This is a genomic window from Candidatus Diapherotrites archaeon (genome assembly GCA_030688545.1).
Classification (GTDB): domain Archaea; phylum Iainarchaeota; class Iainarchaeia; order Iainarchaeales; family VGJJ01; genus VGJJ01.
In genome coordinates, this window is record JAUYHT010000006.1 from 415,563 (window position 1) to 438,615 (window position 23,053).

The 23,053-nt window shown below is 52.0% G+C and carries 33 protein-coding genes and 1 pseudogene; 7 read left to right on the forward strand and 27 right to left on the reverse strand.

Annotated elements, in window-relative coordinates; translation table 11 throughout:
• Positions 1-14 precede the first annotated feature (14 nt).
• Positions 15-500 (forward strand): adenylyltransferase/cytidyltransferase family protein, encoded by a 486-nt coding sequence (locus Q8P05_05185; GenBank protein MDP2666862.1) that lies wholly within the window; start codon positions 15-17, stop codon positions 498-500.
• Here the strand turns inward: Q8P05_05185 and kae1 are convergent.
• The 7 genes from kae1 to Q8P05_05220 are packed head-to-tail and all read right to left on the reverse strand — an operon-like array spanning position 490 to position 3,826.
• Entirely contained in the window at positions 490-1,467 is a 978-nt protein-coding gene (gene kae1 / locus Q8P05_05190; GenBank protein ID MDP2666863.1) for a KEOPS complex N(6)-L-threonylcarbamoyladenine synthase Kae1, read from the reverse strand. The two genes, Q8P05_05185 and kae1, sit on opposite strands and share 11 nt — an antisense overlap.
• A gap of 6 nt (positions 1,468-1,473) precedes the next feature.
• Positions 1,474-2,004, reverse strand: a complete 531-nt coding sequence (locus Q8P05_05195; GenBank protein ID MDP2666864.1) for a CPBP family intramembrane metalloprotease — start codon at positions 2,002-2,004, stop codon at positions 1,474-1,476.
• Positions 1,986-2,180 carry a 30S ribosomal protein S27ae gene (locus Q8P05_05200; protein MDP2666865.1) on the reverse strand — a complete coding sequence of 65 codons (195 nt, stop codon included), beginning with the start codon at positions 2,178-2,180 and terminating at the stop codon, positions 1,986-1,988. Before Q8P05_05200 ends, Q8P05_05195 begins: the two co-directional genes overlap by 19 nt.
• Positions 2,181-2,197: 17 nt before the next feature.
• The gene (locus Q8P05_05205; protein ID MDP2666866.1) at positions 2,198-2,581 is read right to left on the reverse strand and encodes a hypothetical protein; all 384 of its coding nucleotides are present in this window, start codon (positions 2,579-2,581) and stop codon (positions 2,198-2,200) included.
• Positions 2,582-2,591: 10 nt separating this feature from the next.
• Positions 2,592-2,783: a transcription elongation factor subunit Spt4 gene (gene spt4 / locus Q8P05_05210; protein ID MDP2666867.1), complete on the reverse strand. Its 192-nt coding sequence runs from the start codon at positions 2,781-2,783 to the stop codon at positions 2,592-2,594.
• Positions 2,780-3,373, reverse strand: coding sequence for a DNA-directed RNA polymerase (locus Q8P05_05215; GenBank protein MDP2666868.1), 594 nt, complete (start codon positions 3,371-3,373; stop codon positions 2,780-2,782). Before Q8P05_05215 ends, spt4 begins: the two co-directional genes overlap by 4 nt.
• 9 nt (positions 3,374-3,382) lie before the next feature.
• The gene (locus Q8P05_05220; GenBank protein ID MDP2666869.1) at positions 3,383-3,826 is read right to left on the reverse strand and encodes a hypothetical protein; all 444 of its coding nucleotides are present in this window, start codon (positions 3,824-3,826) and stop codon (positions 3,383-3,385) included.
• A 20-nt stretch (positions 3,827-3,846) separates the two neighbouring features.
• On the opposite strand from Q8P05_05220, the gene Q8P05_05225 reads away from it, so the two are divergent.
• Positions 3,847-4,479 (forward strand): Yip1 family protein, encoded by a 633-nt coding sequence (locus tag Q8P05_05225; protein ID MDP2666870.1) that lies wholly within the window; start codon positions 3,847-3,849, stop codon positions 4,477-4,479.
• Between the two features lie 25 nt (positions 4,480-4,504).
• Here the strand turns inward: Q8P05_05225 and Q8P05_05230 are convergent, their stop codons facing one another.
• The 6 genes and pseudogenes from Q8P05_05230 to dut form a co-directional block, all read right to left on the reverse strand.
• Entirely contained in the window at positions 4,505-5,731 is a 1,227-nt protein-coding gene (locus Q8P05_05230; protein MDP2666871.1) for a translation initiation factor IF-2 subunit gamma, read from the reverse strand.
• 106 nt (positions 5,732-5,837) lie between these two features.
• Positions 5,838-6,227, reverse strand: a complete 390-nt coding sequence (locus Q8P05_05235; GenBank protein MDP2666872.1) for a S6e family ribosomal protein — start codon at positions 6,225-6,227, stop codon at positions 5,838-5,840.
• Positions 6,224-8,008 carry a translation initiation factor IF-2 gene (infB, locus tag Q8P05_05240; GenBank protein ID MDP2666873.1) on the reverse strand — a complete coding sequence of 595 codons (1,785 nt, stop codon included), beginning with the start codon at positions 8,006-8,008 and terminating at the stop codon, positions 6,224-6,226. The genes Q8P05_05235 and infB overlap by 4 nt, the downstream gene beginning before the upstream one ends.
• 121 nt (positions 8,009-8,129) lie before the next feature.
• A complete protein-coding gene (locus Q8P05_05245) occupies positions 8,130-8,639 on the reverse strand; it encodes a cytidine/deoxycytidylate deaminase family protein (GenBank protein ID MDP2666874.1) in 510 nt (169 codons plus the stop codon).
• Between the two features lie 135 nt (positions 8,640-8,774).
• A pseudogene (locus Q8P05_05250) lies at positions 8,775-9,149 on the reverse strand (AAA family ATPase).
• Between the two features lie 55 nt (positions 9,150-9,204).
• Positions 9,205-9,630, reverse strand: a complete 426-nt coding sequence (gene dut, locus Q8P05_05255) for a dUTP diphosphatase (protein MDP2666875.1) — start codon at positions 9,628-9,630, stop codon at positions 9,205-9,207.
• 41 nt (positions 9,631-9,671) lie between these two features.
• On the opposite strand from dut, the gene Q8P05_05260 reads away from it, so the two are divergent.
• On the forward strand, positions 9,672-9,974 hold the full coding sequence (locus Q8P05_05260; protein ID MDP2666876.1) for a hypothetical protein: 303 nt from the start codon (positions 9,672-9,674) through the stop codon (positions 9,972-9,974).
• 61 nt (positions 9,975-10,035) lie between these two features.
• Here the strand turns inward: Q8P05_05260 and Q8P05_05265 are convergent, their stop codons facing one another.
• The 12 genes from Q8P05_05265 to Q8P05_05320 form a co-directional block, all read right to left on the reverse strand.
• Positions 10,036-10,530, reverse strand: a complete 495-nt coding sequence (locus Q8P05_05265) for a nucleoside-diphosphate kinase (GenBank protein ID MDP2666877.1) — start codon at positions 10,528-10,530, stop codon at positions 10,036-10,038.
• 4 nt (positions 10,531-10,534) lie between these two features.
• Positions 10,535-10,768 (reverse strand): 50S ribosomal protein L24e, encoded by a 234-nt coding sequence (locus tag Q8P05_05270; protein MDP2666878.1) that lies wholly within the window; start codon positions 10,766-10,768, stop codon positions 10,535-10,537.
• A gap of 15 nt (positions 10,769-10,783) precedes the next feature.
• Positions 10,784-10,993, reverse strand: a complete 210-nt coding sequence (locus tag Q8P05_05275) for a 30S ribosomal protein S28e (GenBank protein ID MDP2666879.1) — start codon at positions 10,991-10,993, stop codon at positions 10,784-10,786.
• A gap of 10 nt (positions 10,994-11,003) precedes the next feature.
• A complete protein-coding gene (locus Q8P05_05280; GenBank protein ID MDP2666880.1) occupies positions 11,004-11,366 on the reverse strand; it encodes a ribosomal L7Ae/L30e/S12e/Gadd45 family protein in 363 nt (120 codons plus the stop codon).
• 89 nt (positions 11,367-11,455) lie between these two features.
• Positions 11,456-12,373, reverse strand: a complete 918-nt coding sequence (locus tag Q8P05_05285; protein MDP2666881.1) for a hypothetical protein — start codon at positions 12,371-12,373, stop codon at positions 11,456-11,458.
• A 6-nt stretch (positions 12,374-12,379) separates the two neighbouring features.
• A complete protein-coding gene (locus tag Q8P05_05290; protein MDP2666882.1) occupies positions 12,380-13,288 on the reverse strand; it encodes a glycosyltransferase family 2 protein in 909 nt (302 codons plus the stop codon).
• A 34-nt stretch (positions 13,289-13,322) separates the two neighbouring features.
• Positions 13,323-13,802 (reverse strand): YbaK/EbsC family protein, encoded by a 480-nt coding sequence (locus Q8P05_05295; GenBank protein ID MDP2666883.1) that lies wholly within the window; start codon positions 13,800-13,802, stop codon positions 13,323-13,325.
• Positions 13,803-13,826: 24 nt separating this feature from the next.
• Complete coding sequence (locus tag Q8P05_05300; GenBank protein ID MDP2666884.1) at positions 13,827-14,051, reverse strand: hypothetical protein; 225 nt, start codon at positions 14,049-14,051, stop codon at positions 13,827-13,829.
• A gap of 6 nt (positions 14,052-14,057) precedes the next feature.
• A complete protein-coding gene (locus Q8P05_05305) occupies positions 14,058-14,330 on the reverse strand; it encodes a hypothetical protein (GenBank protein MDP2666885.1) in 273 nt (90 codons plus the stop codon).
• On the reverse strand, positions 14,324-16,303 hold the full coding sequence (locus Q8P05_05310; GenBank protein MDP2666886.1) for a FixH family protein: 1,980 nt from the start codon (positions 16,301-16,303) through the stop codon (positions 14,324-14,326). The genes Q8P05_05305 and Q8P05_05310 overlap by 7 nt, the downstream gene beginning before the upstream one ends.
• Positions 16,304-16,590: 287 nt before the next feature.
• Entirely contained in the window at positions 16,591-17,631 is a 1,041-nt protein-coding gene (locus tag Q8P05_05315; GenBank protein ID MDP2666887.1) for a hypothetical protein, read from the reverse strand.
• 66 nt (positions 17,632-17,697) lie between these two features.
• Positions 17,698-18,327 carry a hypothetical protein gene (locus tag Q8P05_05320; GenBank protein ID MDP2666888.1) on the reverse strand — a complete coding sequence of 210 codons (630 nt, stop codon included), beginning with the start codon at positions 18,325-18,327 and terminating at the stop codon, positions 17,698-17,700.
• Between the two features lie 101 nt (positions 18,328-18,428).
• On the opposite strand from Q8P05_05320, the gene Q8P05_05325 reads away from it, so the two are divergent.
• Complete coding sequence (locus Q8P05_05325) at positions 18,429-19,616, forward strand: hypothetical protein (protein ID MDP2666889.1); 1,188 nt, start codon at positions 18,429-18,431, stop codon at positions 19,614-19,616.
• Here Q8P05_05325 and Q8P05_05330 read toward each other — a convergent pair.
• Complete coding sequence (locus Q8P05_05330; GenBank protein MDP2666890.1) at positions 19,603-20,418, reverse strand: hypothetical protein; 816 nt, start codon at positions 20,416-20,418, stop codon at positions 19,603-19,605. The genes Q8P05_05325 and Q8P05_05330 overlap by 14 nt on opposite strands.
• Before the next feature lie 97 nt (positions 20,419-20,515).
• The gene (locus Q8P05_05335) at positions 20,516-21,037 is read right to left on the reverse strand and encodes a hypothetical protein (GenBank protein MDP2666891.1); all 522 of its coding nucleotides are present in this window, start codon (positions 21,035-21,037) and stop codon (positions 20,516-20,518) included.
• A gap of 289 nt (positions 21,038-21,326) precedes the next feature.
• Here Q8P05_05335 and gvpD point away from each other — a divergent pair, with 289 nt between their 5' ends.
• The 3 genes from gvpD to Q8P05_05350 all read left to right on the forward strand — a co-directional run bounded on the left by gvpD (position 21,327) and on the right by Q8P05_05350 (position 22,848).
• Positions 21,327-22,031 carry a gas vesicle protein GvpD gene (gene gvpD / locus Q8P05_05340; GenBank protein ID MDP2666892.1) on the forward strand — a complete coding sequence of 235 codons (705 nt, stop codon included), beginning with the start codon at positions 21,327-21,329 and terminating at the stop codon, positions 22,029-22,031.
• A 150-nt stretch (positions 22,032-22,181) separates the two neighbouring features.
• A complete protein-coding gene (locus tag Q8P05_05345) occupies positions 22,182-22,379 on the forward strand; it encodes a ribbon-helix-helix domain-containing protein (protein MDP2666893.1) in 198 nt (65 codons plus the stop codon).
• Positions 22,372-22,848, forward strand: coding sequence for a hypothetical protein (locus Q8P05_05350; protein ID MDP2666894.1), 477 nt, complete (start codon positions 22,372-22,374; stop codon positions 22,846-22,848). Before Q8P05_05345 ends, Q8P05_05350 begins: the two co-directional genes overlap by 8 nt.
• The last annotated feature ends 205 nt before the right edge of the window (positions 22,849-23,053 follow it).

Sequence of the window (23,053 nt, forward strand, 5' to 3'; positions counted from 1 at the left end):
AATTTGTCATCGTAATGCATACAAATACGCGTTTTACATCATCAAATGATCGTGCACCGCGCCAATGGGTGCGCGTCGTGGCCGCGGGAACATTTGATTGGGTGCACCCGGGACATGTGCATTTTCTTTCGGCGGCCAAGGCGCTGGGGGATCATCTCACCGTGATTGTAGCCCGGGATGCCACGGTGCGCCGCATCAAAGGGACTTTCCCTATTACCCCCGAGGAGGGCCGAAAAGCCGTCATTTCGGCCGTGAGGGGGGTGGATGCAGCCGTTTTAGGGAACGAGGGGGATATTTTCCAAAAAATAGTTGAATTGAACCCGGATATCCTGGCGATGGGGTATGATCAACAGCCGGAGGATGAGGCATTACGGAAGGCTTTGGCGGAGCGGGGGCTTTCGTGCCAAGTCGTGCGCATCTCCTCCTGGCATCCGGAATCCAATAAAACATCGGTGCTCAAAAGGCGGTTGGGTATAGAAACAAATCGCCTCACCACGTGATGGCCACCTGGTCGGTGCGGTAGCGCTGGTTGACGGTCGTTTCGTTGATGATTTGTTTCCGTCCAGAGGCGTGTTCGATCCACGCTTGCCAGGCAATCATGGCCCCATTGTCCATCGCATAGGGAGTGGGGACTATGTGAAGGGCGGCTCCGCGTTCTGCGCAGAGGGTGCGGAGCATATTTCCTAAGGCGCGGGAGGCGGCTACTCCTCCAGTGACGAGCACTTCTTTCTTTTCAGTATGCGCGAGCGCCCGTTCGGTGACTTCACTAATCATGGCGAAGGCGGTGTGCATGAATGAATAGCACAAATCATTTTCGTCGGTTTTTCCTATTTTTTTTTGAGCCTCCGTGAGCAGCCCAGCGAACACCAGATCCATCCCTTTCACCGAATAAGGGAGAGGAATCAGGTTTTTTCCTTTGGTATAGTTTTGGTCAATCACCGGCCCCCCCGGGAAACCATATCCCATTTTCCTCCCAAATTGGTCGAGGGCGTTCCCCACCCCCATATCTAATGTTTCCCCCAGGATGCGGTAGCGTCCATTTTCTTCCGCGATAATCTGGGTGTTGGCCCCCGAAGCATACACCACTACCGGGTCCCCCGCCCCTGTCTTTTTTTTCCCTATTTCGATGTGGGCGACGCAGTGGTTAACCCCCAAGAGGGGGATGGCATATTTTTGGGAGAGGAATCGGGAGGCGATAGCCCCCGTGCGGAGGCAGGGACCTAACCCTGGTCCTTGGGCAAAGCCGAGGAGTGATATATCCTTCATTCCCAATCCGGCGTGTGTAAGTGCGTCCCGGATGATGCGCGGACCGTTTGCGAGATGGTGTTCGGCCGCGAGGCGGGGATGAATGCCCGCGTCGGAATGGGTGTAGGATGATTTGGTATTGGCGAGCACATCCCCTTTCTCATCCACGATTCCCGCGCCGAAGGTGTGGGCGGTGCTCTCGAGGCCGAGGGTGTAGGGCATAGGGAGTTACACCCAAATGAAAATTATAAAGAGATTGAAGGCCACGTGAGCAATGAAACCAGGGAGGATGGATTGCCCTTCCTTCCTTGAATAGTTGAGGATGAGGGCGGCGAGGAATGTTCCCAAAACCTCGAGAATTGACCCATACCCCAGATGAAAGGCGGCAAAGAAGAGGGCGGAGGGAATGTTTCCAAATACGGTGTAGGCGAATCCCCTGAAAAACATCTCTTCGGCGAGCGCGACGAATATCACATAGAGCAGAGTAATGAGGGGAACCACCGCCAATGTTTGAGCGTAGGCCACCACGCCTTGGGTATCATCCACTCCCCCCAAAGATCCGAGGAGGTGAATCCCCAAGTTGAGGAAAACCAGGGCGAGAATGGTGATGAGAATAAGGGGAAGGTGTTTGGTGTTTAGTTTTTTCCCGAAGAAATCATACCGCGCGAACAAGGGAATTTTGGATAGGAGGAGGGAGGCGAGGAAGAAGAAGAGGGGGAGGGCTAGCGGATAAGTTTGGATCAGATGGTCGATTTCCATTCGCTATACCCACAGTTCCCGCATGATTCACGATTGGTATGCATCGCCAGAAATACTCCAGGCCCGCATTTGGGGCAGAATTTCCCTTTTCGCGCGATGGCATCCGTTTTAGTTTCATACCGCGTGGATTTGCTCGTCTTTTTGGTTTTGGGGGCGGGTTTTCCTTTGTCGGCCATAGGGCTTATTCACCTCGTCACTCGGTCTCCGGTTTGGTTTCGGATTTGGTTTCAGCGGGCGGGGAATCTTTTGTTTCAGTCCCCCCACTGGGTGTATCCTTTGGGGACGTTTCTTTTTCCCCGGTGCTAATTCCATGGCGCTTGCGCGCGTATTCGGGTTCAATTCTAAGCAGGTCTTCCATCGAATCGTATTTTTTGGCAAACCCCACTACGCGGGAGGTGCCGAAAGTGTGGTCGATGTTCTCGATAATAACTAACTGTTCATCCACCCCCAATTGGGCCGCCAGGCGGGTGCGCAATGTTTTCCGGTCGGGAATGGTTTTCACATCCAATAGCTCGAAATTGAGTTCTTCCCGGTGCAAGAGGGGGTTCTTGTGGCGTCCTTCGATCTCTATTTCCATGTTTTCACCCTCATCGGCTCAGGCGCAGGGCATATTTGCCCTGGCCCTTGATTCCCATCTTCTGGGCGACTTCGCTTTTTTCAGGATTCACGAAATACACGAGGCCCGACCAGAAGGTCGTGGATTCGGTGCTGTGGCAGACCGGGCACTCCTTCTCATCCTCGTACAGTTTATTGCAGGAGCGGCACGCCTTCTCTTTCATGCGACATCCCCTCCCTTGGGGGGCGCTTTGCCCTTGGGTTTAGCGACGCGGGCGGGTTTGATCTTGGCCCATTCCTTCTTCCCCAACCCGGGTTGGCGCATGGTCAACCCTATTTTTGAATCGGGCACTGAATTCTTCATGCTCACGCTCACGATGCGGGCGATGACATTATCCCCCACCTTCAAGGTGCGCTTGCTATCCCGTCCAATGAATCCAGGGAGTTTAGCGTCGAAGCTCACGAAGTCATCGGCAATTTGGGACACATGAATCAACCCCTCAATGGGGCCGGTGCGGAGGAACGCCCCGAACTCCGTGGCCTCGGAGATGTTTCCTTCCACGACTTCATTCACTTGGGGTTTGTATGAAATGAATGTGATCTGGGAATCGAAATAGGCCGCGGGGTCTCCGGGAACAATTTTCCCTTCCCCTAACCGTTTGGCGTCCACGATGGCCACCACCACCCCCGTATCGGGATCCACGAGCCCCTCCACGTCCTCGCGCACGATTTCTAAAACCGCATGGTCCAGATGGCCCGAGAATTTGGTGGGGGGCACCCGGATGGTATCACGAATGGTAATGAGCGCGTACATGGAAAAACCCTATTGCCAATCCAGGTATTTGGACTGGCGCACGACTATAGCCCGCTGGGGAGCGTTTTTAAGGCTTTGTCTCAGGGCCTTGTCGTTGGTGGCCACGATCATTCCTTTGGTGGCCAATTGGCGTAAGGCGTCATCTCCATTGGCGGCCGTGACCGAAATGATTTCCACTCCAAAACGGGGAAGCGCATCCAGCGCCACGCGAGCCGCTGTCCCTGTTTTCCCGCGTTCAATGGAGAGGGATTGAAGCTCCTGCTTCACCTGGATGGGAATGACAAGCGCACAAGGGCCCACCAAATCCTTAATCTGCGTGAAGATGTCGATCTTCAACCGGGTCATGTCGAGGAGGAGATTAGTATCCAGGGCCACGTGCGGGAGGGAAATAGCATCACCTGATACGGGAATAGCGGGGGATGGTTTATATAGAGCGGCCTCCGATTCTGACATAGGATAGGAGGGGTTAGCTGATGGATATTGTTGGATTTTTTGATGTAATCACTAAGCCGGAGGCAACCCTGACACGTCTACGGAAGAATGCGAATACTGGGGAAGCGGTTAAATTGTATGCCATTGCCGGAGGGATTTTTGGTCTGTTGCTCGCACTCATGGTGGTGACAGTGAGCGGTATCATTGGTCTAACGGCACTCACTGGAAACCAGACTGGCATGATGGGAATGTTAGGTGGTTTAGGGTTATTGTCGCTCATCGTACTCCCTATTCTGGGAGCACTTTTTTTCATCCTCATTTTTGGTTTCCAAAGCGGATTGTATTTCCTAGTGGCGTCATTACTTGGGGGAAAAGGGACTTTTGCTCATAACATTTTCCTAAATTCACGATTTTTTTGGCCGGTGTTTGTGGTGAACATCATCACGGCGGTATTGAGTGTTATTCCCATCCTAGGACTGCTTATCCAGTTGGGTTGGTGGATTTATGCGATTTACTTGACGGTCATTTGGATATCCATAGCAAATGGAATCAGCAAGCTGAGAGCGTTCGTCGTATGGTTAATCCCATCCATCGTCATTCTGGGAATCCTGTTCCTTATCTTCGGGGCCGTTCTACTGGCAACCATCGGGGCGGCGGGGGCAAATCTCGGTTGATTTGAAAATGGGATAGGAATTTTATTTAGTGTACGATTCCCCATCCCCCCAGCCGCCACGCGGCTTTGTCGCGGCGGGAGATGGCGATCTTTTGCCCTTCCTCCACGGGCATCTTTCCTTTCAGCTTGAGGTGAAAGGTATTTTTCTTGATTGACACGATTTCCCCTACTTGAGTATGGGTGCCGATGGTGAGAACCAACAATTCATGCACATGGGGAAAGGGCAGTTTTTCCCCGAGAAGGCGGGGCAGTTCGTGCCACTCCATGGTAAATGTCTCCGTGGGAGCGGGCATCGATCCCGGGGCGGAGAGGATCTGGCCTTTGAACTTGTCCATACTGGTTATCCCCGGGTCTAGGAGCGTGCCAACCGCAATCAACCCTCCCGGGTGCGCAGTCTTCAGTTCCCCTTCCGCGATGTGGATGGAGTCCACGTGGATACGGAAAGGTTTTCCATCGATGCCGGGGGTGATTTCCACTTCCTGTCCTTTGGAAAGGAGTCCTTGCACGATGCTTCCTCCTAAAACCCCTCCTTTGATTTGAGAAATTTCCGTTCCCGGACGATTCACATCGAATGAGCGGGAGATATACATTCGGAATGGTTTTTTCTCGTCGACCGGGGGCGTTGGAATGTAGGTCTCGATGGCTTCGATCAGCGCATCGATGTTGACATTGAATGTCGCCGAGATGGGGATGATTGGCACGTTTTCATAGCCATAGTCTTTCAAGAACTGCACTATTTCGGCGTGACTTTCTTGGGCCCGCTCGGGGGGCACGAGGTCCACTTTATTTTGTACTACGACGATGTGGGTGATGCCCCCGATCTGGAGGGCCAGGAGGTGTTCCGCGGTCCGGGGTTGGGGGCATTTTTCATTGGCAGCCACGACGAGCAACGCGCCTTGCATGAGGGCGGCGCCCGAGAGCATCGTAGTCATGAGCGTCTCGTGCCCGGGGGCATCGATGAAAGAGACCTTGCGCCTGATTTTTCCTTTTACCCCATCCTTCTCGGGGGCGACACCATATTTGGCGACTCCTTCAATGCCCGGGTATTCATAGAAAGTGGTGTCCGCGTAACCCAGGCGGATGGATATGCCCCGTTTCAGTTCTTCGGAATGGGTGTCGGTCCATTTACCGGACAAGGCCTGTGTTAAACTGGTTTTTCCATGGTCCACGTGGCCTATCAATCCGATGTTTATTTCCGCTTGGTGGGGGCCGGGCGCGTTCTTTTCTTTTGAGGTTTTGGTCGTGGGTTTCATGTCATGGATTGAAGACTCGGCGGGTTGGATGTCCAGGGCTGCGGCGGCGGATATTTCTTTCTTTTTGCGAGGCATATTTGGAAGAGGGTGGGGAACAGGATTTAAGCTATTCCTTCGCCTCCGTTTTTTCCTCTTTCTTGCCCCACAATTCGTCCAATGAAGGTGAACCGGATTGGGTCACCTTGATGTTGACCTGGTGGATATCCTCCGCGATGGTGTTGCCGCGCAATGGACGTTTGCGCCGTTCGCCTTTCTCGCCTTTCCGAAATCCCACTCCCGGAAATATCAATAATTTTTTTCTTCCAGTCCCAGGAAATCGGCTAATCATGGGGGTGCCTGTCTTGTCCGAGCCCCCGGTAATGAGCCCTTTATATCCGTCGAGACCGATGGGGGATAAATCCACTTCATCCCCTATCTTTTTCCCCACGAAGGGGGTTTGCTCCAATTTCTTGGTGTAGGCTTTCCGTGCCTGCGGGTCTGAGACCACGATATTCATTCGTATCCCTCCTCGGGTGGTGTTTCTGATACGCGTAAACGGTGAATGTCCTTGAGCAATTCTTTCTCTTCCGGAGTTATTTTATCTCCCAGTTTCATGAGTATCGCGTGCATGGCTGGAGCAATATATGAATAGAATACGTCATGCGGATTCACATTCTTCCCAATAACCCCTTGGTCGATGGAGATGGCGACATCCTTCCCGGTCTCCGCGATTTCGATTTCATCCTTCTCGGATTGGATGCCTACGACCCTCCCCACTTTTTCCCCGCGCGCATTAAGGAGTTCCGTCCCCTTCTTCAGGCGCCCATTCAGGATGCGCACCCCCACTACGGCGGGTTTAGATTGACGAAAAACAAATCCGGGTAGGACTTGGAGTTTACAGGGGAAAATGACCTGTTGCATTAGACGAATATTTGACTGGCTCTTCTGCGTCTCCACCCAGGCCAGGTAGTCTTCCGTCAGGGAATAGATGATGGTGCTCTCAAATAGTTTCACTTGTTCTTTTTCCGCGTCCCCGCGGGCGGCGTCATGCACGGAGGTGTTGAAAGCAAAGATAACCCCCAAATAGGGGTCTTTCGCCCGGATGGCCGCAGCCTCCATGACATCCCGGCGGGTCACCTGGCCCACATCCGCCCGTTTGATACGAATAGAATGGGTTTGGAGGAGTTTCACTAGGGCTTCGAGACTCCCAAGCGTATCCGTTTTGAGGATAACCCCCAGGTGGTCGTTCTCTATTTTGATTCGGTTCACTTCCTGCGTGATGTGCTGGGCTTCATTTCCCGTATGCACCACCAGGAAAGGCGATCCGGCTAAGGCGTTGTCCAGGTCGGGGGCTGAAATCTTGACTCCGGCGGCCGCATATATTTCCTTCACCGAAATGAATGTTTCCGCCATACGGATATCCGTGAGAATATTGGGTCGCAACAGGGCGCGCACTTTGGATTGAATAACCCCATCCCTTCCCGCCACTACAAAGGCATCCCCCACCTTGATGTGGCCATCGTAGAGGATGACATCCAATGTCGTGCCCATTCCTTTTTCCTCGCGCACCTCGAGACACGTCCCTTTCCCCGGGGAATTGGAGACGACCCGCAGTTTGGTTTCCAAAAATTTTTGGGATATTCCCGCGAGGAACACCAGCATCTCAGGGATGCCTTCCCCCGTGGGGTTGCAGATGGGGACGATGGCAATTTCTTTCGTGGTATCTTCCACCCGGTCAAATCGTTCACTGGCGAAACCCATCCCATGCAATTCCCCCACAAGAGTATAGAGGCGCTCGTCCAACCGCTTCTGTACCGCAGGAAGCTGGCGGGCGTGGTTCTCGAGGAATGAACCGGGGGCGCTGTCATACCCTTCAAGGAGGTCCAGTTTGTTCAACCCCACCACAAACGGCACTTTGTAGGCGCGGAGGATGGAGATGGCTTCCCTAGTTTGGGGTTGCAATCCCTTATTCACATCCACGAGCAACACCCCCAAATCCGCGATGCTGCTCCCCCTTTCGCGGAGGTTGGCAAAGGCTTCATGACCGGGGGTATCGATGAAGAGCAATCCCGGGATGGATAGCTTGAATCCGAATTTTTGGATGAGGGGACCCGCGATATTTTGAATCGTGGAAAGGGGTATTTCCGTGGCCCCAATGTGCTGGGTGATAAACCCCGCTTCTTTCGCCGCGACATTCGTTGAGCGGACCTTGTCCAAAAACGTTGTTTTTCCACTGTCCACGTGACCCAAGACCGCGACAATGGGTGTGCGCAACGTGGTATATTTGTATTCTTCCATGCTATTTCCCTCATCACCAAATTTGACGCAGCCAGAGGAAGCTTTTGATGAAATTCGTCTCAAAAGTTCCCGGGATCCGGCGGCACGAGGAACTTCCCTTCCCAAGGGCTTAAAAAATGGCCTACTGCTGGCGATAGCGTTGGAGGGTATCCTCAATATATTCTAATTTTATTCCAGCGCTGGCGAGCATCGTCTCGCTTTCCGCCCCGTCATGGTATTTGCCTTGGCTTAAAACACGGGTAATGCCCACTCCGATGATGAGCATGGCGCACGTTCGGCAGGGGGTCATTTTGCAATAGAGGGTGGTATCCTGGAGGGAGATACCTTGTCGGGCCGCCTGAAGAATGGCATTCTGTTCGGCATGCAGGGTGCGGACGCAATGCCAGCTCTCCCTCCCATCCTCATGGACCACCTTCTTCATCTGGTGCCCCACTTCATCGCAGTGTTTCATCCCGGGAGGGGATCCCACGTAACCTGTTGTGAGGATATGTTTCCCCCTCACGATCACGCAACCGCTTCGCCCCCGGTCACAGGTCGCGCGTTTGGCCACGACCCTAGTCATCTCCATGAAATACTCGTCCCAGGAGGGGCGGCGATGGAAATAATTTAGCTTGTCTAGGAAGGATGAAATTTCCTGATAGAAGTCCTCAAATGTCCCATTATTGAGCACCACGAAATCGGCCATTTCCTTTACCGCCAGTAATTGTTGCCCGGCGCTGTCGGGGTTAGTATATTCCCGCTCTTCCATCTGCTTGAAATCATCGAAATTTTGTGGATCGTTTTCCCGGTTACGTAGGCGAGCCCTCTCAAAACGCGCCTGAATATCGGCGTCCACGAAGATGAGATAAAAATCCTTATTTTTTTTGAGCTCCTCCACTTCGGCCGGATTGCGGATGGACGCAAAGGAATAGTTTCCACCCGGATCGATGTCGGCCAGCGCCCGTTTGGCGAGGACAGCGTTTCCCTCTTTCTGGCGCAGATCAGTTCCGAGGGTAATCAGACCCTCCCGCGTGATGGGAATTCCCAAGACATTCGATTCCTTGCGCAATTCATCAGAGAGGGAACGGCGGACAAACCCTTTTCGTTCAAGAAACTCGGCGAGCGTATCCTTCCCCGCGGCATAAAATCCGGTGATGCCCATTAACATGCGTTTCCCCCCACCCTTCCTTACGTCGAAAGAGACATAAAAACCATGCTCATTTTAGGCCCGTGCTCCCGAATCCCTTGTCCCCTCGGATGGTAGTATCCAATTGGGTGACTTCTTCAATCTCCGGGTGGGCGATGGGTTGGATGAGAAGTTGGGCGACTTTTTGGCCCTTTTCGAGGGTAATGGGTTCCTTTCCATGATTGATCACCACGATCTTTATTTCCCCCCGGTAGGTTTCGTCCAAAACTCCCCCCATGACGTGAAGCCCGTTCTTCAACGGGGGCCCCGATTTGTCCCAAATCAGCCCCACGTGACCTGGAGGGAGAGCCAAGGCAATGCCCGTGGAAACAGCCATTCGTTCCCCGGGTTGGATAACGTATTCGTCATTCGCATACAGGTCCATCCCCGCGTCTCCGGGGATGGCATACTTGGGTAGGATGGCGTCGGGGTGGAGTTTCTTAATGCGCAGGTGCATCCCAGGGCAAGGTTATTAATCAATAAAAACGTTCGGGTTAGATGAAAAGAAATAATATGCCAAGAATTAGCCCTTTTCTTGGTGGAATAATAGTAAAAAGGCCTTATCAATATTCAGAATTGACAGTGAATGATAAACGAAGATTAGACACAATGTATGTTCGCGTAGGAAGATATCGTAGAAAAGAATTAATAACTGATAAAGAGGCCGCTAACGTTTACACCTTTGCCAAAAACTACTATATTAAGCATGGAAAGATACCTACAATGGAAGAATTACGCGTGGTATTTCCATTCCTAAATAACGCTTGGCAAATAATTTTTCGCAAACGTGAAAAGATATAGTAAACTACCCCCCAATCAATGGATAGCCATTCAATTGGGGGATAAAAGAAAGTAGGTTGCCCTATTTCCCCAACACATGTCGGTCGTGGACACTAGTATACGTGTGCACCTCTTCCGGGGTGAACCATAGGGGAATTTCGCGCTGGGCGTCTTCCTGGGAGGAGGAGGCGTGCACGAGGTTGCGAATGACCTGATCGTGGACGTCTGCGTACGCGAAACTTTGGTGCGTGAAGTCTCCTCGGATGGTTCCAGGGAGAGCGGATTTGGGTTCGGTGGGCCCGATCATTTTCCTCACTTGGTCGATGGCATGAATACCTTCCACCACGATTGCCAATACCGGTCCCTCCGTGAGAAAGCGCACGTTCTGGTCGAACACCTTTTCCCCGCGGCGCTGTGCCACGTCTGCGTAATGGGCGGCGGCGTGGTCCTTGTCCACCCACACCATTTTGCACCCTACTATCTTCAATCCCACATCCTCGAACCGGCATAGTATACGTCCCATGAGCCCGCGTTGAACGGTATCGGGTTTTAACAAAATGAGGGATCGTTCCAACACAGAATCAACTCGACACTTCTTCTTTCTTCTTGGCCTTTTCGTGCTGTCGTTGGGCAATGTTGGCGGCTTTGGTCTTGGCGAATTCTTTGGTCCACCGGGTTTTCCGGGGCTGGCGTTTTAGTTTAATCATGTTGGTCTCGCACTTCCGAGAGCAGAAGCTGAACACTTGGCCGGTTTTCTTCACGAATAAGAGGCCGGTTCCCTTGGCAATTTTGTTCCCGCAGAAAGTGCAATCCATCCCCTTTCCCTTCCTTCACCGCGCGCGGATCTCCTTGGCCTCGCGCTCCGTATTCAACAATACCAACACGTCCCCTTTCTTGAGGTTGCCTTTCACATTTCTTCGTTTTACGCGCCCTTTTTCGGGGCCGTCCAAAATCTTGCATAGGACTTGAGTTATCTCGCCATGCACGCCCGTGCGTTTGACTATTTCCACGACTTCCGCGGGGGTTCCCATTTCACTCATAAACCATCACCTATTTGGCCAATTCCATCAGTTTTTTAGCAAGGGTTTCTAGTTCATTCTGCGCATCCCCGGGTTCCACCACCGCAACGGCAGCCGTCCCTACTCCCAACCCTGATTTTTCTCCCAGCTCCTTCTTGGATCCCATGAAGGAATAGGGGATTTTTTTCTCCTTGCAGAGCAAGGGCAGATGCATCGTCAACTCTTTTGGATTGACATCCTGGGCAATCACCACCAACTTTGCCTGGTCGCGCTCGATGGCCTTGGTGACTTCATTGACCCCGATGCGAAGCTTCCCATTCTTTTTCCGGAGTTCGGATAGGAATTCCCCCTGCTGTTCCTGCAGGGCCTTGGGGACGTCAAATACAGTACTCATGCTCAACCACCTCACCCTCGCGGGTTCATCGGCGAAAAAATCGCCTGTTTCTAACCTAAAGCCCCGGGAAAGGGCTTATAAATGGAGGCCTAGCGGCGGCGATGAGGCCATCGGGGAATGATCCTCCTAAAGCGTGATGGGGGACGGACAGATTTTTTTTGGGTATTCTTTCCGCGAGGATGGAGAGCCAAATCCACTAGAAACTGAGGGGATTGCCCGCGGACATATTCCACATCCCGGAGCTTAAATTTCTGTGAAATAAAAGAAGCCGGATCTTCGCCACGGCCTACCTTGACTAAAACACCTATCCCACACTTCCGGAGCAACTGCGGGTCGGCATCGCTGATGGCCATGGTTGTTTTGGGATTGAATGACCAGCCCTTTCGCCCGAAATGCGATTTGATGGCCGGGATTTTTTCGACGGCCGGAATAGATGTGTGCGTTTCGCCCACGAAATATTCCAATCCACTCACTTTCCCAGCGCGAGCCCCGCGATCGAACGTTTGTTTCGATCCGACAACGGCATCCACTCTCAATCCGAACCGCCCACGAAGGTGGGCAGCTAATCGTTTCCCTAAAATGTCGGACGTTCCGGTGGTAAGGACGATTTTCACGCCTGGATTTTCCCTCTTGATCTGTTGAAGGGCGCCAATCACCCCCCAGTTGAATATACCTTCTCCGTAGGCACGATCAACTATTTCCTTCCAATCTCGTGCCGTCCATCCATGGCTCTTCTGAAGTTCATGCCCCCAATGTTTGACATCGGCAAAATTGGCTTTCCCAGATTTGACGCGCGCTTTCTGTTCAGCGTAAGCCTGCCGTGCCCCTTCGGGGCCAAGGATTTTTTCGAGCGCCCGATAAGGAGTTAGAACATCCAATAGAGTGTAATCAATATCCACTACAATGGTATCGATGCGCGGGGGGATTGAAGCTGTCTTCCTCTTCACGTAAAACAGGGCTGATTGAAGGGCATAGCTGCCCAATAGTTTAGCTTTCCCGAGTCCCATGCACTTTCATCGTGTGCCCCTTTTTGTACTTTTCTGCATTTTCCATGTTCCTCCACCTTTTCTGCCCAAATATGAGCGGGCTTTCACTGCTGAGTAAAAAACAGGGGCTGCCCATAATGCCATTCTTTGTTTTGAGCTTAAGCTAGAATAGGCTGAAATTCCTCTTTGGAATGCTCGTAACACACTCGGATTCACGAATGCATTTACTCTTTTTCGACCAAACATTTTACGTAATTGAAGAACCCCTTTCCATTGGCGAACCGCTTGTTTCCACGTTTCCCGGATTGAAGCAGGAGGGTGATAAACAACTCGAGCACTTGGAATTCGACGAACATTTTCAATACCTAATCGTAATGAAATAAACAAATCATCGTTTAGAATAGTAGATGGGATGTGGCCAATTTTAGGCACGGCTGATCCGCGCATCATCAAACACTTTCCGTCCAAATAGCGAAATCCGGCCACTTGATGGGGTATATCGGCTAAATTTTCAGATAGCTTCCTATTTCGCGATGCGTGTATAGAGGCACCCACCCCCTCCAATCTAATATTCGTCTTTAATTCGTTATACAGCCTGGCGAGGGCATAAGTGGAAATAGTAACATCTCCTGTAATGAGTGCTAAGGCAACCGATTTCGACGTCCATGCATGAGTTAAAATTGCATTTAGTGCCTCTGGTCGATTCGAAATGGATCGCTGTATAATAACAATATTTTCCTTCGGAATATTAAGTCGATGAATAGCTAAACGAATGGCTTCAACATTTTCTTTCAGCTTTTTTGAATTTGAATCATTGGCACAAACAATAATCCTTTTTTCTACTCCAACCAAATCAGCATTCCACACCGATGCAATAGTCTGCCCAATGAATTCTGGTTCACGATGCGTTGTAATCCCGATGACGAGCTGATGCATAACAGGAATTTAGTATGGGCCCCTATTAATTCTCCTATTTTTGGGGGATAGATGCGAAATTCAATAGCCGCTGGGGCAATATTTTCCTCAAATCTGCCGTTCGGATGCGCACGCTTTCCGTGAGCAATCCGATGTTGAACTCCGCCCACTCGTGGTCGAACACACTTTCGTCGAGGTAGATGGGTAAAGGAGTGGAAAACCAAAAAGGAGGAACGGCCCCGGGCTCGCACCCCGTTTTTTCCAATACGATTTCCTTGGAGGCCAATTTCACCTTCTTGAATTCCAAAATTTCCCCGAACCGTTTCAAATCCATCTTTAGGTCCGCGGCCAGCAATGCCAAAACCACCCCCCGCTCGGTTTCAAGAACCATGGCTTTCACCCCATTGTGCAATTCTCCTTTCCGCGCGGCCATGGCCTGCTGGGAGGTGTACACCGGCTCGTGAGTGAAATGCTCGAATGGGATATTTTGTTCCTTAAAAGTGCGGAGGATGGCATCGCGTTCGGATTGGCCCATAATTAAAATGGAAGCGATCTGGTTTTATTTGGCGTGCTTGACCTGGTGTAACGATTGCCGCAGTCGCTTGTCGGTTTCCAATATCTGACGCGCGAGATGCGTGTTCAAATCCACGAGCTCGTTATGCTTGTCCTGCAATCCATGCAGACAGCGGGTTATTTGTTGGTTGGAATAGCGAATCAAGTATACTGCCACAATCAAGGACATGAGGAATAATCCCACCGAGACGAATAGCGTTCCGATGGCCATAACAAGTCACTTCCGGATGGGGGCGGTTTGCCGCACCTCGGTCGACTCGCTCCCTTTTCGAACGTGTTTGATGGATTCGATTTCCCCGCGCAAGGACTTTTCATTCATGATAACTGTTTTGGTGAGACGGGCATTGAGTTTCATGAGCTCCAAATTCTTATCCCGGAGATGGGAGATGCTGCCCATGAGCTGTTGGTTGGAATACCGGATGAGATAGACAGCTACGATCAGCTGGACTATGAATAGGCCGACGGCCATCACCATTTCAGTCGTTACCATGCTGGGGTTTCCCTCTCGATAAGGCCAAGAATTCGGCCTATTAAAACATTACCCCGTTTGGGGCGTTCCTGAGGGGGAATATAGCACCGGTTTACTTTCAGATAGGGGGCGATGAAGGGAATTTTGGGGAGAGGATTTGGAAGGGCGGAGGCCTGGTGGGTATAATGGTGTCGGAACCAGATGAGCAGGGCGAGGAGCAGAATAACCCCTAATATGAGGAGCATAGTAAGTCCCTCCCGGGAAAGGAGAGGGGATTGCTGTTCGAGGGTGGCGAGCAATGCTCCCAATCGGGAGAGTCGGGTGGAGATGTCGATGAGCAAAGGCCCCAATGTTTCAAAATCCCCAGCCAGCAATTTTCCTTTGGCCTGGGCGAGATCCGATTGGATAGCCAATAGTTGTGTCCGCGCGTCCGCGATGTCGAATCCCCGGCGCTGCATATCATCAATGGTTTTTTCCAATTGGTCCGCGCGCCATTCCAAGTCCGCCAGAAGTTGAGCATAATATTCGTTGGGTGTTGTCACCCCAAAATGCACCGTTTTAGATTGAATGGTATTGTAAGCGTACACATTCACGTATACCGTATGGATCCCCACTCCCGCATGGAGGGGGATGAAGGGGGCATATTCCAGGGCACGGGTTTCCCCTGCGGAAAGGGATAGCGTCGTGGCCGAGCGACCATATTCCAATTGTTGCGCATCCACCACATACCAATCCACCCGCACGTTATCCTCCTGAAAATCCCCACTATTGAAAAGGTTGACCGTGAAGGGGTAGCTGAGGCCCAGGGCGCTCTTTTCCGAGGGGGCGGAAATGGTGAATGTCAGCGCGTGCTCGCCCCGCACGTCCATGTTCAAGTCATAGGTATCATACAGCACGACCCCGCTCGCGGAGCGGAGCTCCATGCGCAGGTGATGCATCCCAAATTCGATGGGGGTAAAGGCTGGGTCGACGAGGAAGAGGGTGGATTGGAAGGGTGACAGGTCGGAAATGGGTTTTTCCCCGGTAATCACATAGGAAGAGGGGGTTGTGATGGTATACCGGAGCAGGTAATCCGTGAAAAGCGTGGTGAGGTTCTGCACGCGGGCGTACATCCCGGAAGGAGCGCCTTTGGCGAGTTCGGGTTGGAAAAAAACCTCCAGGATTTGTGCGCGTTTGGCCACACTCGCTCCCCCACCACCTCCAGTGCCACCCCCACCGCCTCCACCGCTGCTCCCCCCGCTACCGCCCCCACTACTTCCCCCCCCGCCCCCCGAAGGAGATGCCAGCACCGTGAATGTCCCCGTATTGTCCCAGACGAAACGGTTGCCGCACGTGAAAAGGGAGGCCACGGTATATTCCCCCGCCGGAGAGGGGCCGAAAAAGGTTTTGACAAACTCCCCATTAGGTAATTGGGACATGCTCGCATTGGCATCCGCGATGGTTCCATCCGGGTAGTAGGTGGTGGTGTTGGCGTTGATGTCATAGACCGCATTTCCATCCGCATTGGTGATGGTGTTGCGGATGGTACCTAGCTCCCCAATGTTGAGGTCGAAGCCATTGTTGAGGAATGCGGTGGTCCAGGAGAGGGCACCCAAATAGACGTAGCCATTGATGTCCCCTTTGGCGCCCGATAGACCCTGGTACGCGGTGACTTGGAGAAAGTATTCCCCATTGAGATCAAAATTGAATGAATGGGTGTAGGTGCTGTCCCCGTTATTGGTGAAGTTCACATCCACGCTGGAGGCGTCGGGTTTTAGGATGGCGGCGAAGACATTGGCGTCTGAAACGGGGTGGCCGAATTGGATACCTTCTACCGAGGCGGTGATGAGGGTGTTTCCGGTGGCGGAAGGACACAAGGGGTAAGAGAGGGTGACAATGTATCCCGTTTCCAGGTTGGGAATCCACGTGACTCCCGTCGCGGCCCCGCTCACGGAGAGGGGAAGCATTAATCCCAAGAGGATCAGGAGGAGGAGATGGGTCAATCTCACATGCATGCGTAGCGGAGCGGGTTGGCGTTAATTAATGGTTTCCCCCTTGGGCGTGGGAAGGGTAGTCAATCCCACCCATTTGGCTCGCCCCAGAGCGGGCAGTATCTCTCCAAAAAGGGCCCGTTTTTAATCGGATTTATTTCCAAAAAATGTTCGTTTTTTTAATCAAGCCTTTTTTCTAAAAAAATTAAAAAAATTCGTTTTTTGATGAAACTTTTTTCTAAAAAGTTTCTTTTGATCAAACTTTTTACTAAAAAGGTTTCTGAAAAGTTTATTCTAAAAAAGCCGGTCCCTTAATCGGACACCGTGATGTTGAGGGTGACGTAGTTGTCCGCTGGGCGGAAGTATCCCATCGTGGCATACAACCCTTTGTGCTCATTGGACCATTTCGTGCTCAATTCACGAGGGGGGGCCGTGGGGTTGATCCCCACGACATACACTCCGGGTGGGGTGTCGTCTTTCACCGTGCCTTCAATAGTAACACGCGTCGCCCAGTCCTTGTCAAAAACAGGAAAAGTGGGTCCTAATAGGAAGTAGGGTTGCCCGGTCTTCTCCTCGCGGATGGTGATATCGAAATACTGGGCAGCGTCGCCATTGGGTACGAATTGTACTCCTACATAGTTCTGGATGTTCCACCCATTCGTGGCGAAAACAATTGCGGAGAAGGTGCGGCGGCCGCTATGGGAAATAGTATCGTGCTGCGTGTCGGGATACGTCCTGAGAGCGGAGTCCCCCCAGTAATTGAGCGATGGGTTGATCCACCCGATGAAGGCATAGTATTGGTTCACCACCGCGAGTTCAGTCCCTTGAAAATGGAATTCAGGTTGACTGTAATACGCGTGCCCCAAATTCCCTAACTGAAAAATATTCCCAACTTGCAAATCATAAGCCACTTCGGGAAAATCATAAGGAACGGGGGGCAATTGGGAGAAAATCTGTTCCTCGGAGGCGAGGTCGCAGCAGTCCAGGAAGAATTGTTTGGTTTCTTCCAAAGTTAGCCCCATATTCGCGGCCGCCTTCTCATAAATATCATATTTGTCGCGGTCCACCTTGAACACTTCCTTCAGGTAGCGCGCCTTCGACAGGGTAGCGGGGTCCACGCGCGGGCCGATAACTGAATTAGGAGAGGCGAATGAGGAGGCAGGGGGCACATTATTCGTCCCGGATTCGATATCGGGAGAAATAGGTTCCGCAGCCCCGGTTACGAGACCGGTGAACAGGGAGGTGGAAGAGACGAGGTAGAGGCCGATGCCCAGTACCGCAAGGATAGCGACGCCCAACACCCAGGGATTGGAGGACGGTTTCTTTTTGGTGGCGGATGGTTTGGGGGCCATAATGGGTTTTTCCTTGTTATTCGGAGTATGGGACTGAAATTAATAAACCCTTCCTCTTGGGGGGCATCAGCTGAAGTCGCTTCCCAGTTGTTGGGAGGCGTTGTGGTCGCCGGAGGAGACAAAGCTGTTGAAGTCCCCGGAATAGCACAACTGGGTGCTCGCGAATGGATCCAAAGCAGTGATCACTCTGGATCCGGCCGTCCAATTGGAGGAATTGAAATTCTTGCAGGTGGTGGTGCCGGGAGCCACCGTCGTACTTGAAACGCTGCAGTCCTTCTCCCATCCCCCTAATCCGGCCGTGCCGCAGCCCGTGCTACCCTGCCAAACCTTGAGTACGAGGTTCACGTCCGCCCCCGCGAGCGCGGAGGCGAAATTGGCGTCCACATTCAGGGCGCCGGTCCCCGTGTTGGAAACCGACATCGCAGCCTGGGAGGAGGACTGGCAATTAGCATCCGCCGCTCGGGTGCTTGAGGGCACGACGCGGGCCGCATTCCCATCCGCATCTGGATCGTGCTGGGCGTTGGCTTCCACAAAGAAGAATGCGGCCGAGGTGCAGGGCGACCCATAAGTGACAGAGATGGATTTGGCCGTGGCCACAAACCAGGTCATTGTGGTGGTGACCACGTTGGCCGAGGCAATTGTTCCAAAGAGGATGAAACCCAATAGGAGGAGTGAAATAATGGATACGGATCGCATAACATGGCCTCGACGTGACCTGCCACGCATAAGTCCTTTATAAATGTAATTGTGCGGCGCGCCCCGTTCCTTTAAGTCCTGGAAAAATATCTATTTCTGATATGCCTGGTTCATTCGGGGATTGGCTAGTGGGGGGAAAACAAACCGTATCTTGCACCCCGGAAGAGGCCGCCCGGCGGTTGGAAGCCATTTTGGGGGTGGATCGGACGAGAACCGCGGAAATAGTGGCCATGCGGGCCGCCGAGGTGAAACATACCCTCAGTCGGATGATTCCCACAATGGATGAAAAGGGGGCCCAATGGCTGGAACGTTTGACTCCCCCCCGGAGTGAGGAGGCATTGTTGGCGTACGCGGTGGAAGCCCATCCCTATTTCGAGACGCAAGTAGGGCCCGCGATGCGACCAGGGGCAAACGAAAATTCATCCTCACATTGGTGGGGGGAATTGGAGGAGGCCTTGCTGGATATGCGCCGGGTGGCGGTGCAGAATCTATCCAAGCATCCCGCGCAGAAAGGATTGGGGTTATTGTCCCGCTGGCGAGAGTCCGTTGAGCGTGATGAGGAAGCCTCCCGTCGCGTGTATGGTTTGGAGCGGGAGTTAAGGAATACGTTGCGCGGGCAGAATGAGGTGGAAGATGAGGAGGCCGCCCTTTCGGGGGGGAAAGGGTATGATACGTATTTTCGTTTGCGGGAGTCGCGTGATTCTCTTTTGCGTCGGAAGCAGGGGTTGGAATCCCAATGGATGCACGTGTGGGAAAAGGTGGCCCCGGTTTTGGAGAAATTGTATGCTGATACTCCTTCATTCGCCGCAATGGAGAACGCCCAATTGAGGTTGTTGCAATTATACCTCGCCCACCCCCAAAATGCGCGGGCGCGGGACGTGCATGGCGCGGGATTGGTAATGGTATTGAGATTGGCGGTGGACGCATTGGAAGAGAAAGAGAATTCAAGTGACGAGGAGGCGGCGCGGGAAATAATATTAGGCGCCCTGGAGGAAAAAGTATTCACGGATTATTTCTGGTTGGCCAATGAACTGGAGGTGGCCTTGCAGGGGAACGCCAAAGAATTGCATTCCCACCCCATCCACCGGAGGAAACAAAAATTAATGGTGCGGATGGCCCAACTCGAGAGGGATAAGGATCGTATTAAAGGAGAATTGGAGGAGGCTCGGGAAGCTTTGGATAAATCCGGGGTGGTGCGGCGGCGGGCCTGGCAGGAGGCCACTTCCTTCATCACCATGGAGTGGGGGTGGGAAATTGTTTTTGAAGAATCCCCATTTATGTCACCGTGATCACGCGATCGACGAATTGGGATAGGGTTTCAGTAACTGAATGTCCTTCATCCGTTTGGATGAGGATAAACAACCCAATCGTGTTGTCGCTCCGGTTCTTGGCGATGACGGTGTGGCAGAATTTTTCCACGGATTGGGGAGAATTGTAGACGAGCAAGGTGGAAACCGAGTCCAGGATGAGGAAGCGTTGGTTGGCCACCACCCCTTTCATTTTTTCGGAGATAGCCATGTTCATCTCCACCAAAGCTAAAGGAGAATCCAAATAGGTTACTTGCGCGGTGTTCTCCACTTCCTTCCCCGTGAGGGGGGTAATGACGTCGATGAACATCACATTACTCGGGAGGGGGGTTATCTGCTTGGCGATGTCCATGAAAGGCTTGTTCACCGTGACGTAGACCCCGGGGATTTTTTGGGATTGGAAATAGGTGATGAGGGCATGGGGAATACGGGAATAGTCTTTCACATCCACGAGCAGGAGATTAGCACTCCCCAGGGGCAGCGATTCAAGGATCGTTTGGAGCTTAGCCTCAAACTCCTTGCCCGGCCTCAGCATCTCATTGAGTTGGGCGTCATCCAGCGCGCGGGGGGATGACGAATCGGAATTAGATTGAGTGGTAGAAGGGGATTCGGTTGGCACCGACTTTGATGGGGTGGGAGAAGAATTAGTCGAAGTGGGAAAAGGCTTTGTCGGAGCGGGAGAAATAGTAGGAGCAGCAGGGTCCGGCGCGGACGGTTTGGATGCGTCTCCGCGAATGAAAACAGAAACCCCTTTCCCGGGAGATGGAGAGTCGTCGAGGGCCATACGAGCAAGAGCGGGATTGCGTAATAAAAAAAGGATGGGCACTCCCCCCAAAAAAGGAGGAGTGGGGCACCGGGTGGTGCCCAAGAAAGTTATGCTATTAGATGGTTCCGCGGCAACCGCCGCCAGCTGCCAATCCTGTTAATTGGCCAGCGTCATACGTAAAAGAATATACCAGGTCGTAAGAACCAGAAGCCAAATTAGGATCCTGATCGAGGGTTACAATCTTCGACTCATTCGGCGCTAGTGAACCGGGCCCTATGCCTAATATCAATTGAGCTGTTTGAGCATAGGTCGTGCCACCACCATGTCTACCAGTGATGTCGAGTGTCTGCAATGTAACCCCTTGACCGGTCTGATTCACTAACACAAAATCGGTCGTATCTGCAGTTATATTACTCTGGGAAACCGTGAACTGCCCAAACCGGGAGTCACACTGGTTTCCTTGAATGGTGCTCGGGTTTATTAGGACCACGAGCGCGGCGACCGCGATTACGATGACGACCAGGGCCCAGCCGTAGGTCATCAGGTATTCGAGCGCCGATTGTCCTTTTTGGTTTATTCTGAATTTCATGTTGTTGCTCTCCTCCTTTGCAAAGAAAGGCAATTGGCTGGAGGTCACACCAATTCGTCTTATATAAACCTTGGCGTCTTCCGGGCACGCTCGGCAGGATAAACGTTGGCGATTGTTCGGTTTCTGCCGGATTCCGACCGATTTGGATAGTACGGATGAACAAAATGCGTCTTTTGGATGGGGCATTTGGGCCTACAAATATTACAATATAGTAGAAGAGTAGGAGAGGAGGGAAGCCGGGTAAACAAGGCGATGGGATAAAAGACTTGATAGAAAGGATTTGGTTTCCTCGGGCGGCACCCGCCCGCTTTTAAACGGGCGAATCCTCTTGGGGAGAATGGTCGCATTAAGTATAGTGGAGCGCACCCCCACGGAAGTGATGGGATTGGACGAGTTAATCCAGGGGGGCATTCCCAAGGGGAATCTCGTCGTGTTGACTGGGGACCCGGGCTCGGGAAAAACCATTTTCTGCCTGCAATATCTTTACCATGGCGCCATCAAGCATGGGGAGGTGGGGGTGTTTATTTCCCTGGAGGAGAAACCGGAGGAGCTCTTGGAGACCGCGGGGATATTTGGATGGGATTTCAAACCATTAATCAAGAGCGGGAAGATCATTTTTCAGACCGTGGAATTGTACGATTTTGATAAGCTGAAGGACAGCATTGAGGATTTGGTAACCAAACATGAGGCCAAGCGCCTGGTCATCGACCCAGGAGTTATCTTCCACTTGTATTTCGAGAAGGAATTGGATGCGCGCAAACGCATCCTGTCCTTGGGAAAAATGCTCAAGAAGCTGAATATCACCTCCCTCATCACCAATGAAAACAGCACCCTCCACGCGGGATTGTATGGGTTGGAGGAGTACGTGGCGGATGGGGTCATATTGTTGTACCACACCCGCGTGGAAAACCGGTTCGTGCGAAGTATAGGAATTTTGAAGATGCGCGACACCAAGATCACGGATAAGCTGCGGCCTGTCCGCATCACCACGGAAGGGGTGGAAGTGCTTCCCAAAGAAGAATTGTTCTCGGAAGTGTTGTGAGTCTAGTTTCGGGGAGGCACTTATAGTGTCAATGGGGGAATTAACCAGTCACCACTTTGATAGACCCAACGGGGTAAACAGGAACCCATCACCCGGCAAGGATGACGGCCAATAAGATATAAATAGTATCACCATGGTAATACTATTGAGGTGATTGTCTTGGAAACGATTCCGGCCAAAGTCACAAGCAAGTTAGTCGGGGAAATAGACGAATTGATTAAGGAAGGGTGGTATGCCAACCGCAGTGAGGTAGTGCGCGATGCGATTCGCGATTTGGTGAAAAAACTACGCGCCGAAAAACTGGAACAGGCCATCAAAGAAGATGTAAATTGGGGATTGCATGGCTAAAAAACGTATAGCCGTGTTGGATGCCGGGCCCTACATTCACTTGAAAGAAATCGGGGCACTGAAGGCACTCACGATTTTTGAATTAAATGTCCCCTTGGAAGTTCTGGACGAGGTAAAATCCCTGGATGGCATTTCCTGCACCCATCCCCCGGTCAAAAACAAATCCATGATAGGCATCCTCAGCACCCAATATGAATTAGGTTTGGGAGAATCCGCAGCGATAGCGCTATGCAAAGAAAAGAATATTGACTTGCTTCTCACCGATGATTTAGACGCCCGAACAGTCGCCCAAAAATTGGATCTACAACCTCACGGAACAATCGGAATACTATTACGCGCATACCGAGAAAAAGTATTCACCAAAAAAGAAACAATGGTATTCGTGAGGAAACTGAAAACGGACTCAACCATCTACATCACCAACAACCTCATCGAATATATATTGAAAGAAATCGACGAGAGCAAATAGGAATAACATTCCCTCACCGGCCTGAACCAGTTGCCCGGGAACCCTTGGTTGGCACCGGCTCGTGAAGAAAAAAGCTGTGAATTACGGGGCACTGAAGTGCCCCGCGTCCGTTGGAACGACGAATTAGAAGGAATAAGCCGAAAGATCAATGGCGGGATTCATCTGCCTGCTGAAGCAGGCAGGGTTCTTCCGAAAACGGCTCTAA

What these genes read in the sequence shown, in the direction of transcription:
- Q8P05_05185 (MDP2666862.1), top strand. Translation starts at nt 15, where the DNA reads ATGCATACAAATACGCGTTTTACATCATCAAATGATCGTGCACCGCGC.
- kae1 (MDP2666863.1), bottom strand. Translation starts at nt 1,467, where the DNA reads ATGCCCTACACCCTCGGCCTCGAGAGCACCGCCCACACCTTCGGCGCG.
- Q8P05_05195 (MDP2666864.1), bottom strand. Translation starts at nt 2,004, where the DNA reads ATGGAAATCGACCATCTGATCCAAACTTATCCGCTAGCCCTCCCCCTC.
- Q8P05_05200 (MDP2666865.1), bottom strand. Translation starts at nt 2,180, where the DNA reads ATGGCCGACAAAGGAAAACCCGCCCCCAAAACCAAAAAGACGAGCAAA.
- Q8P05_05205 (MDP2666866.1), bottom strand. Translation starts at nt 2,581, where the DNA reads ATGGAAATAGAGATCGAAGGACGCCACAAGAACCCCCTCTTGCACCGG.
- spt4 (MDP2666867.1), bottom strand. Translation starts at nt 2,783, where the DNA reads ATGAAAGAGAAGGCGTGCCGCTCCTGCAATAAACTGTACGAGGATGAG.
- Q8P05_05215 (MDP2666868.1), bottom strand. Translation starts at nt 3,373, where the DNA reads ATGTACGCGCTCATTACCATTCGTGATACCATCCGGGTGCCCCCCACC.
- Q8P05_05220 (MDP2666869.1), bottom strand. Translation starts at nt 3,826, where the DNA reads ATGTCAGAATCGGAGGCCGCTCTATATAAACCATCCCCCGCTATTCCC.
- Q8P05_05225 (MDP2666870.1), top strand. Translation starts at nt 3,847, where the DNA reads ATGGATATTGTTGGATTTTTTGATGTAATCACTAAGCCGGAGGCAACC.
- Q8P05_05230 (MDP2666871.1), bottom strand. Translation starts at nt 5,731, where the DNA reads ATGAAACCCACGACCAAAACCTCAAAAGAAAAGAACGCGCCCGGCCCC.
- Q8P05_05235 (MDP2666872.1), bottom strand. Translation starts at nt 6,227, where the DNA reads ATGAATATCGTGGTCTCAGACCCGCAGGCACGGAAAGCCTACACCAAG.
- infB (MDP2666873.1), bottom strand. Translation starts at nt 8,008, where the DNA reads ATGGAAGAATACAAATATACCACGTTGCGCACACCCATTGTCGCGGTC.
- dut (MDP2666875.1), bottom strand. Translation starts at nt 9,630, where the DNA reads ATGCACCTGCGCATTAAGAAACTCCACCCCGACGCCATCCTACCCAAG.
- Q8P05_05260 (MDP2666876.1), top strand. Translation starts at nt 9,672, where the DNA reads ATGAAAAGAAATAATATGCCAAGAATTAGCCCTTTTCTTGGTGGAATA.
- Q8P05_05270 (MDP2666878.1), bottom strand. Translation starts at nt 10,768, where the DNA reads ATGGATTGCACTTTCTGCGGGAACAAAATTGCCAAGGGAACCGGCCTC.
- Q8P05_05275 (MDP2666879.1), bottom strand. Translation starts at nt 10,993, where the DNA reads ATGAGTGAAATGGGAACCCCCGCGGAAGTCGTGGAAATAGTCAAACGC.
- Q8P05_05280 (MDP2666880.1), bottom strand. Translation starts at nt 11,366, where the DNA reads ATGAGTACTGTATTTGACGTCCCCAAGGCCCTGCAGGAACAGCAGGGG.
- Q8P05_05285 (MDP2666881.1), bottom strand. Translation starts at nt 12,373, where the DNA reads ATGGGACTCGGGAAAGCTAAACTATTGGGCAGCTATGCCCTTCAATCA.
- Q8P05_05290 (MDP2666882.1), bottom strand. Translation starts at nt 13,288, where the DNA reads ATGCATCAGCTCGTCATCGGGATTACAACGCATCGTGAACCAGAATTC.
- Q8P05_05295 (MDP2666883.1), bottom strand. Translation starts at nt 13,802, where the DNA reads ATGGGCCAATCCGAACGCGATGCCATCCTCCGCACTTTTAAGGAACAA.
- Q8P05_05300 (MDP2666884.1), bottom strand. Translation starts at nt 14,051, where the DNA reads ATGGCCATCGGAACGCTATTCGTCTCGGTGGGATTATTCCTCATGTCC.
- Q8P05_05305 (MDP2666885.1), bottom strand. Translation starts at nt 14,330, where the DNA reads ATGGTAACGACTGAAATGGTGATGGCCGTCGGCCTATTCATAGTCCAG.
- Q8P05_05310 (MDP2666886.1), bottom strand. Translation starts at nt 16,303, where the DNA reads ATGCATGTGAGATTGACCCATCTCCTCCTCCTGATCCTCTTGGGATTA.
- Q8P05_05315 (MDP2666887.1), bottom strand. Translation starts at nt 17,631, where the DNA reads ATGGCCCCCAAACCATCCGCCACCAAAAAGAAACCGTCCTCCAATCCC.
- Q8P05_05320 (MDP2666888.1), bottom strand. Translation starts at nt 18,327, where the DNA reads ATGCGATCCGTATCCATTATTTCACTCCTCCTATTGGGTTTCATCCTC.
- Q8P05_05325 (MDP2666889.1), top strand. Translation starts at nt 18,429, where the DNA reads ATGCCTGGTTCATTCGGGGATTGGCTAGTGGGGGGAAAACAAACCGTA.
- Q8P05_05330 (MDP2666890.1), bottom strand. Translation starts at nt 20,418, where the DNA reads ATGGCCCTCGACGACTCTCCATCTCCCGGGAAAGGGGTTTCTGTTTTC.
- gvpD (MDP2666892.1), top strand. Translation starts at nt 21,327, where the DNA reads ATGGTCGCATTAAGTATAGTGGAGCGCACCCCCACGGAAGTGATGGGA.
- Q8P05_05350 (MDP2666894.1), top strand. Translation starts at nt 22,372, where the DNA reads ATGGCTAAAAAACGTATAGCCGTGTTGGATGCCGGGCCCTACATTCAC.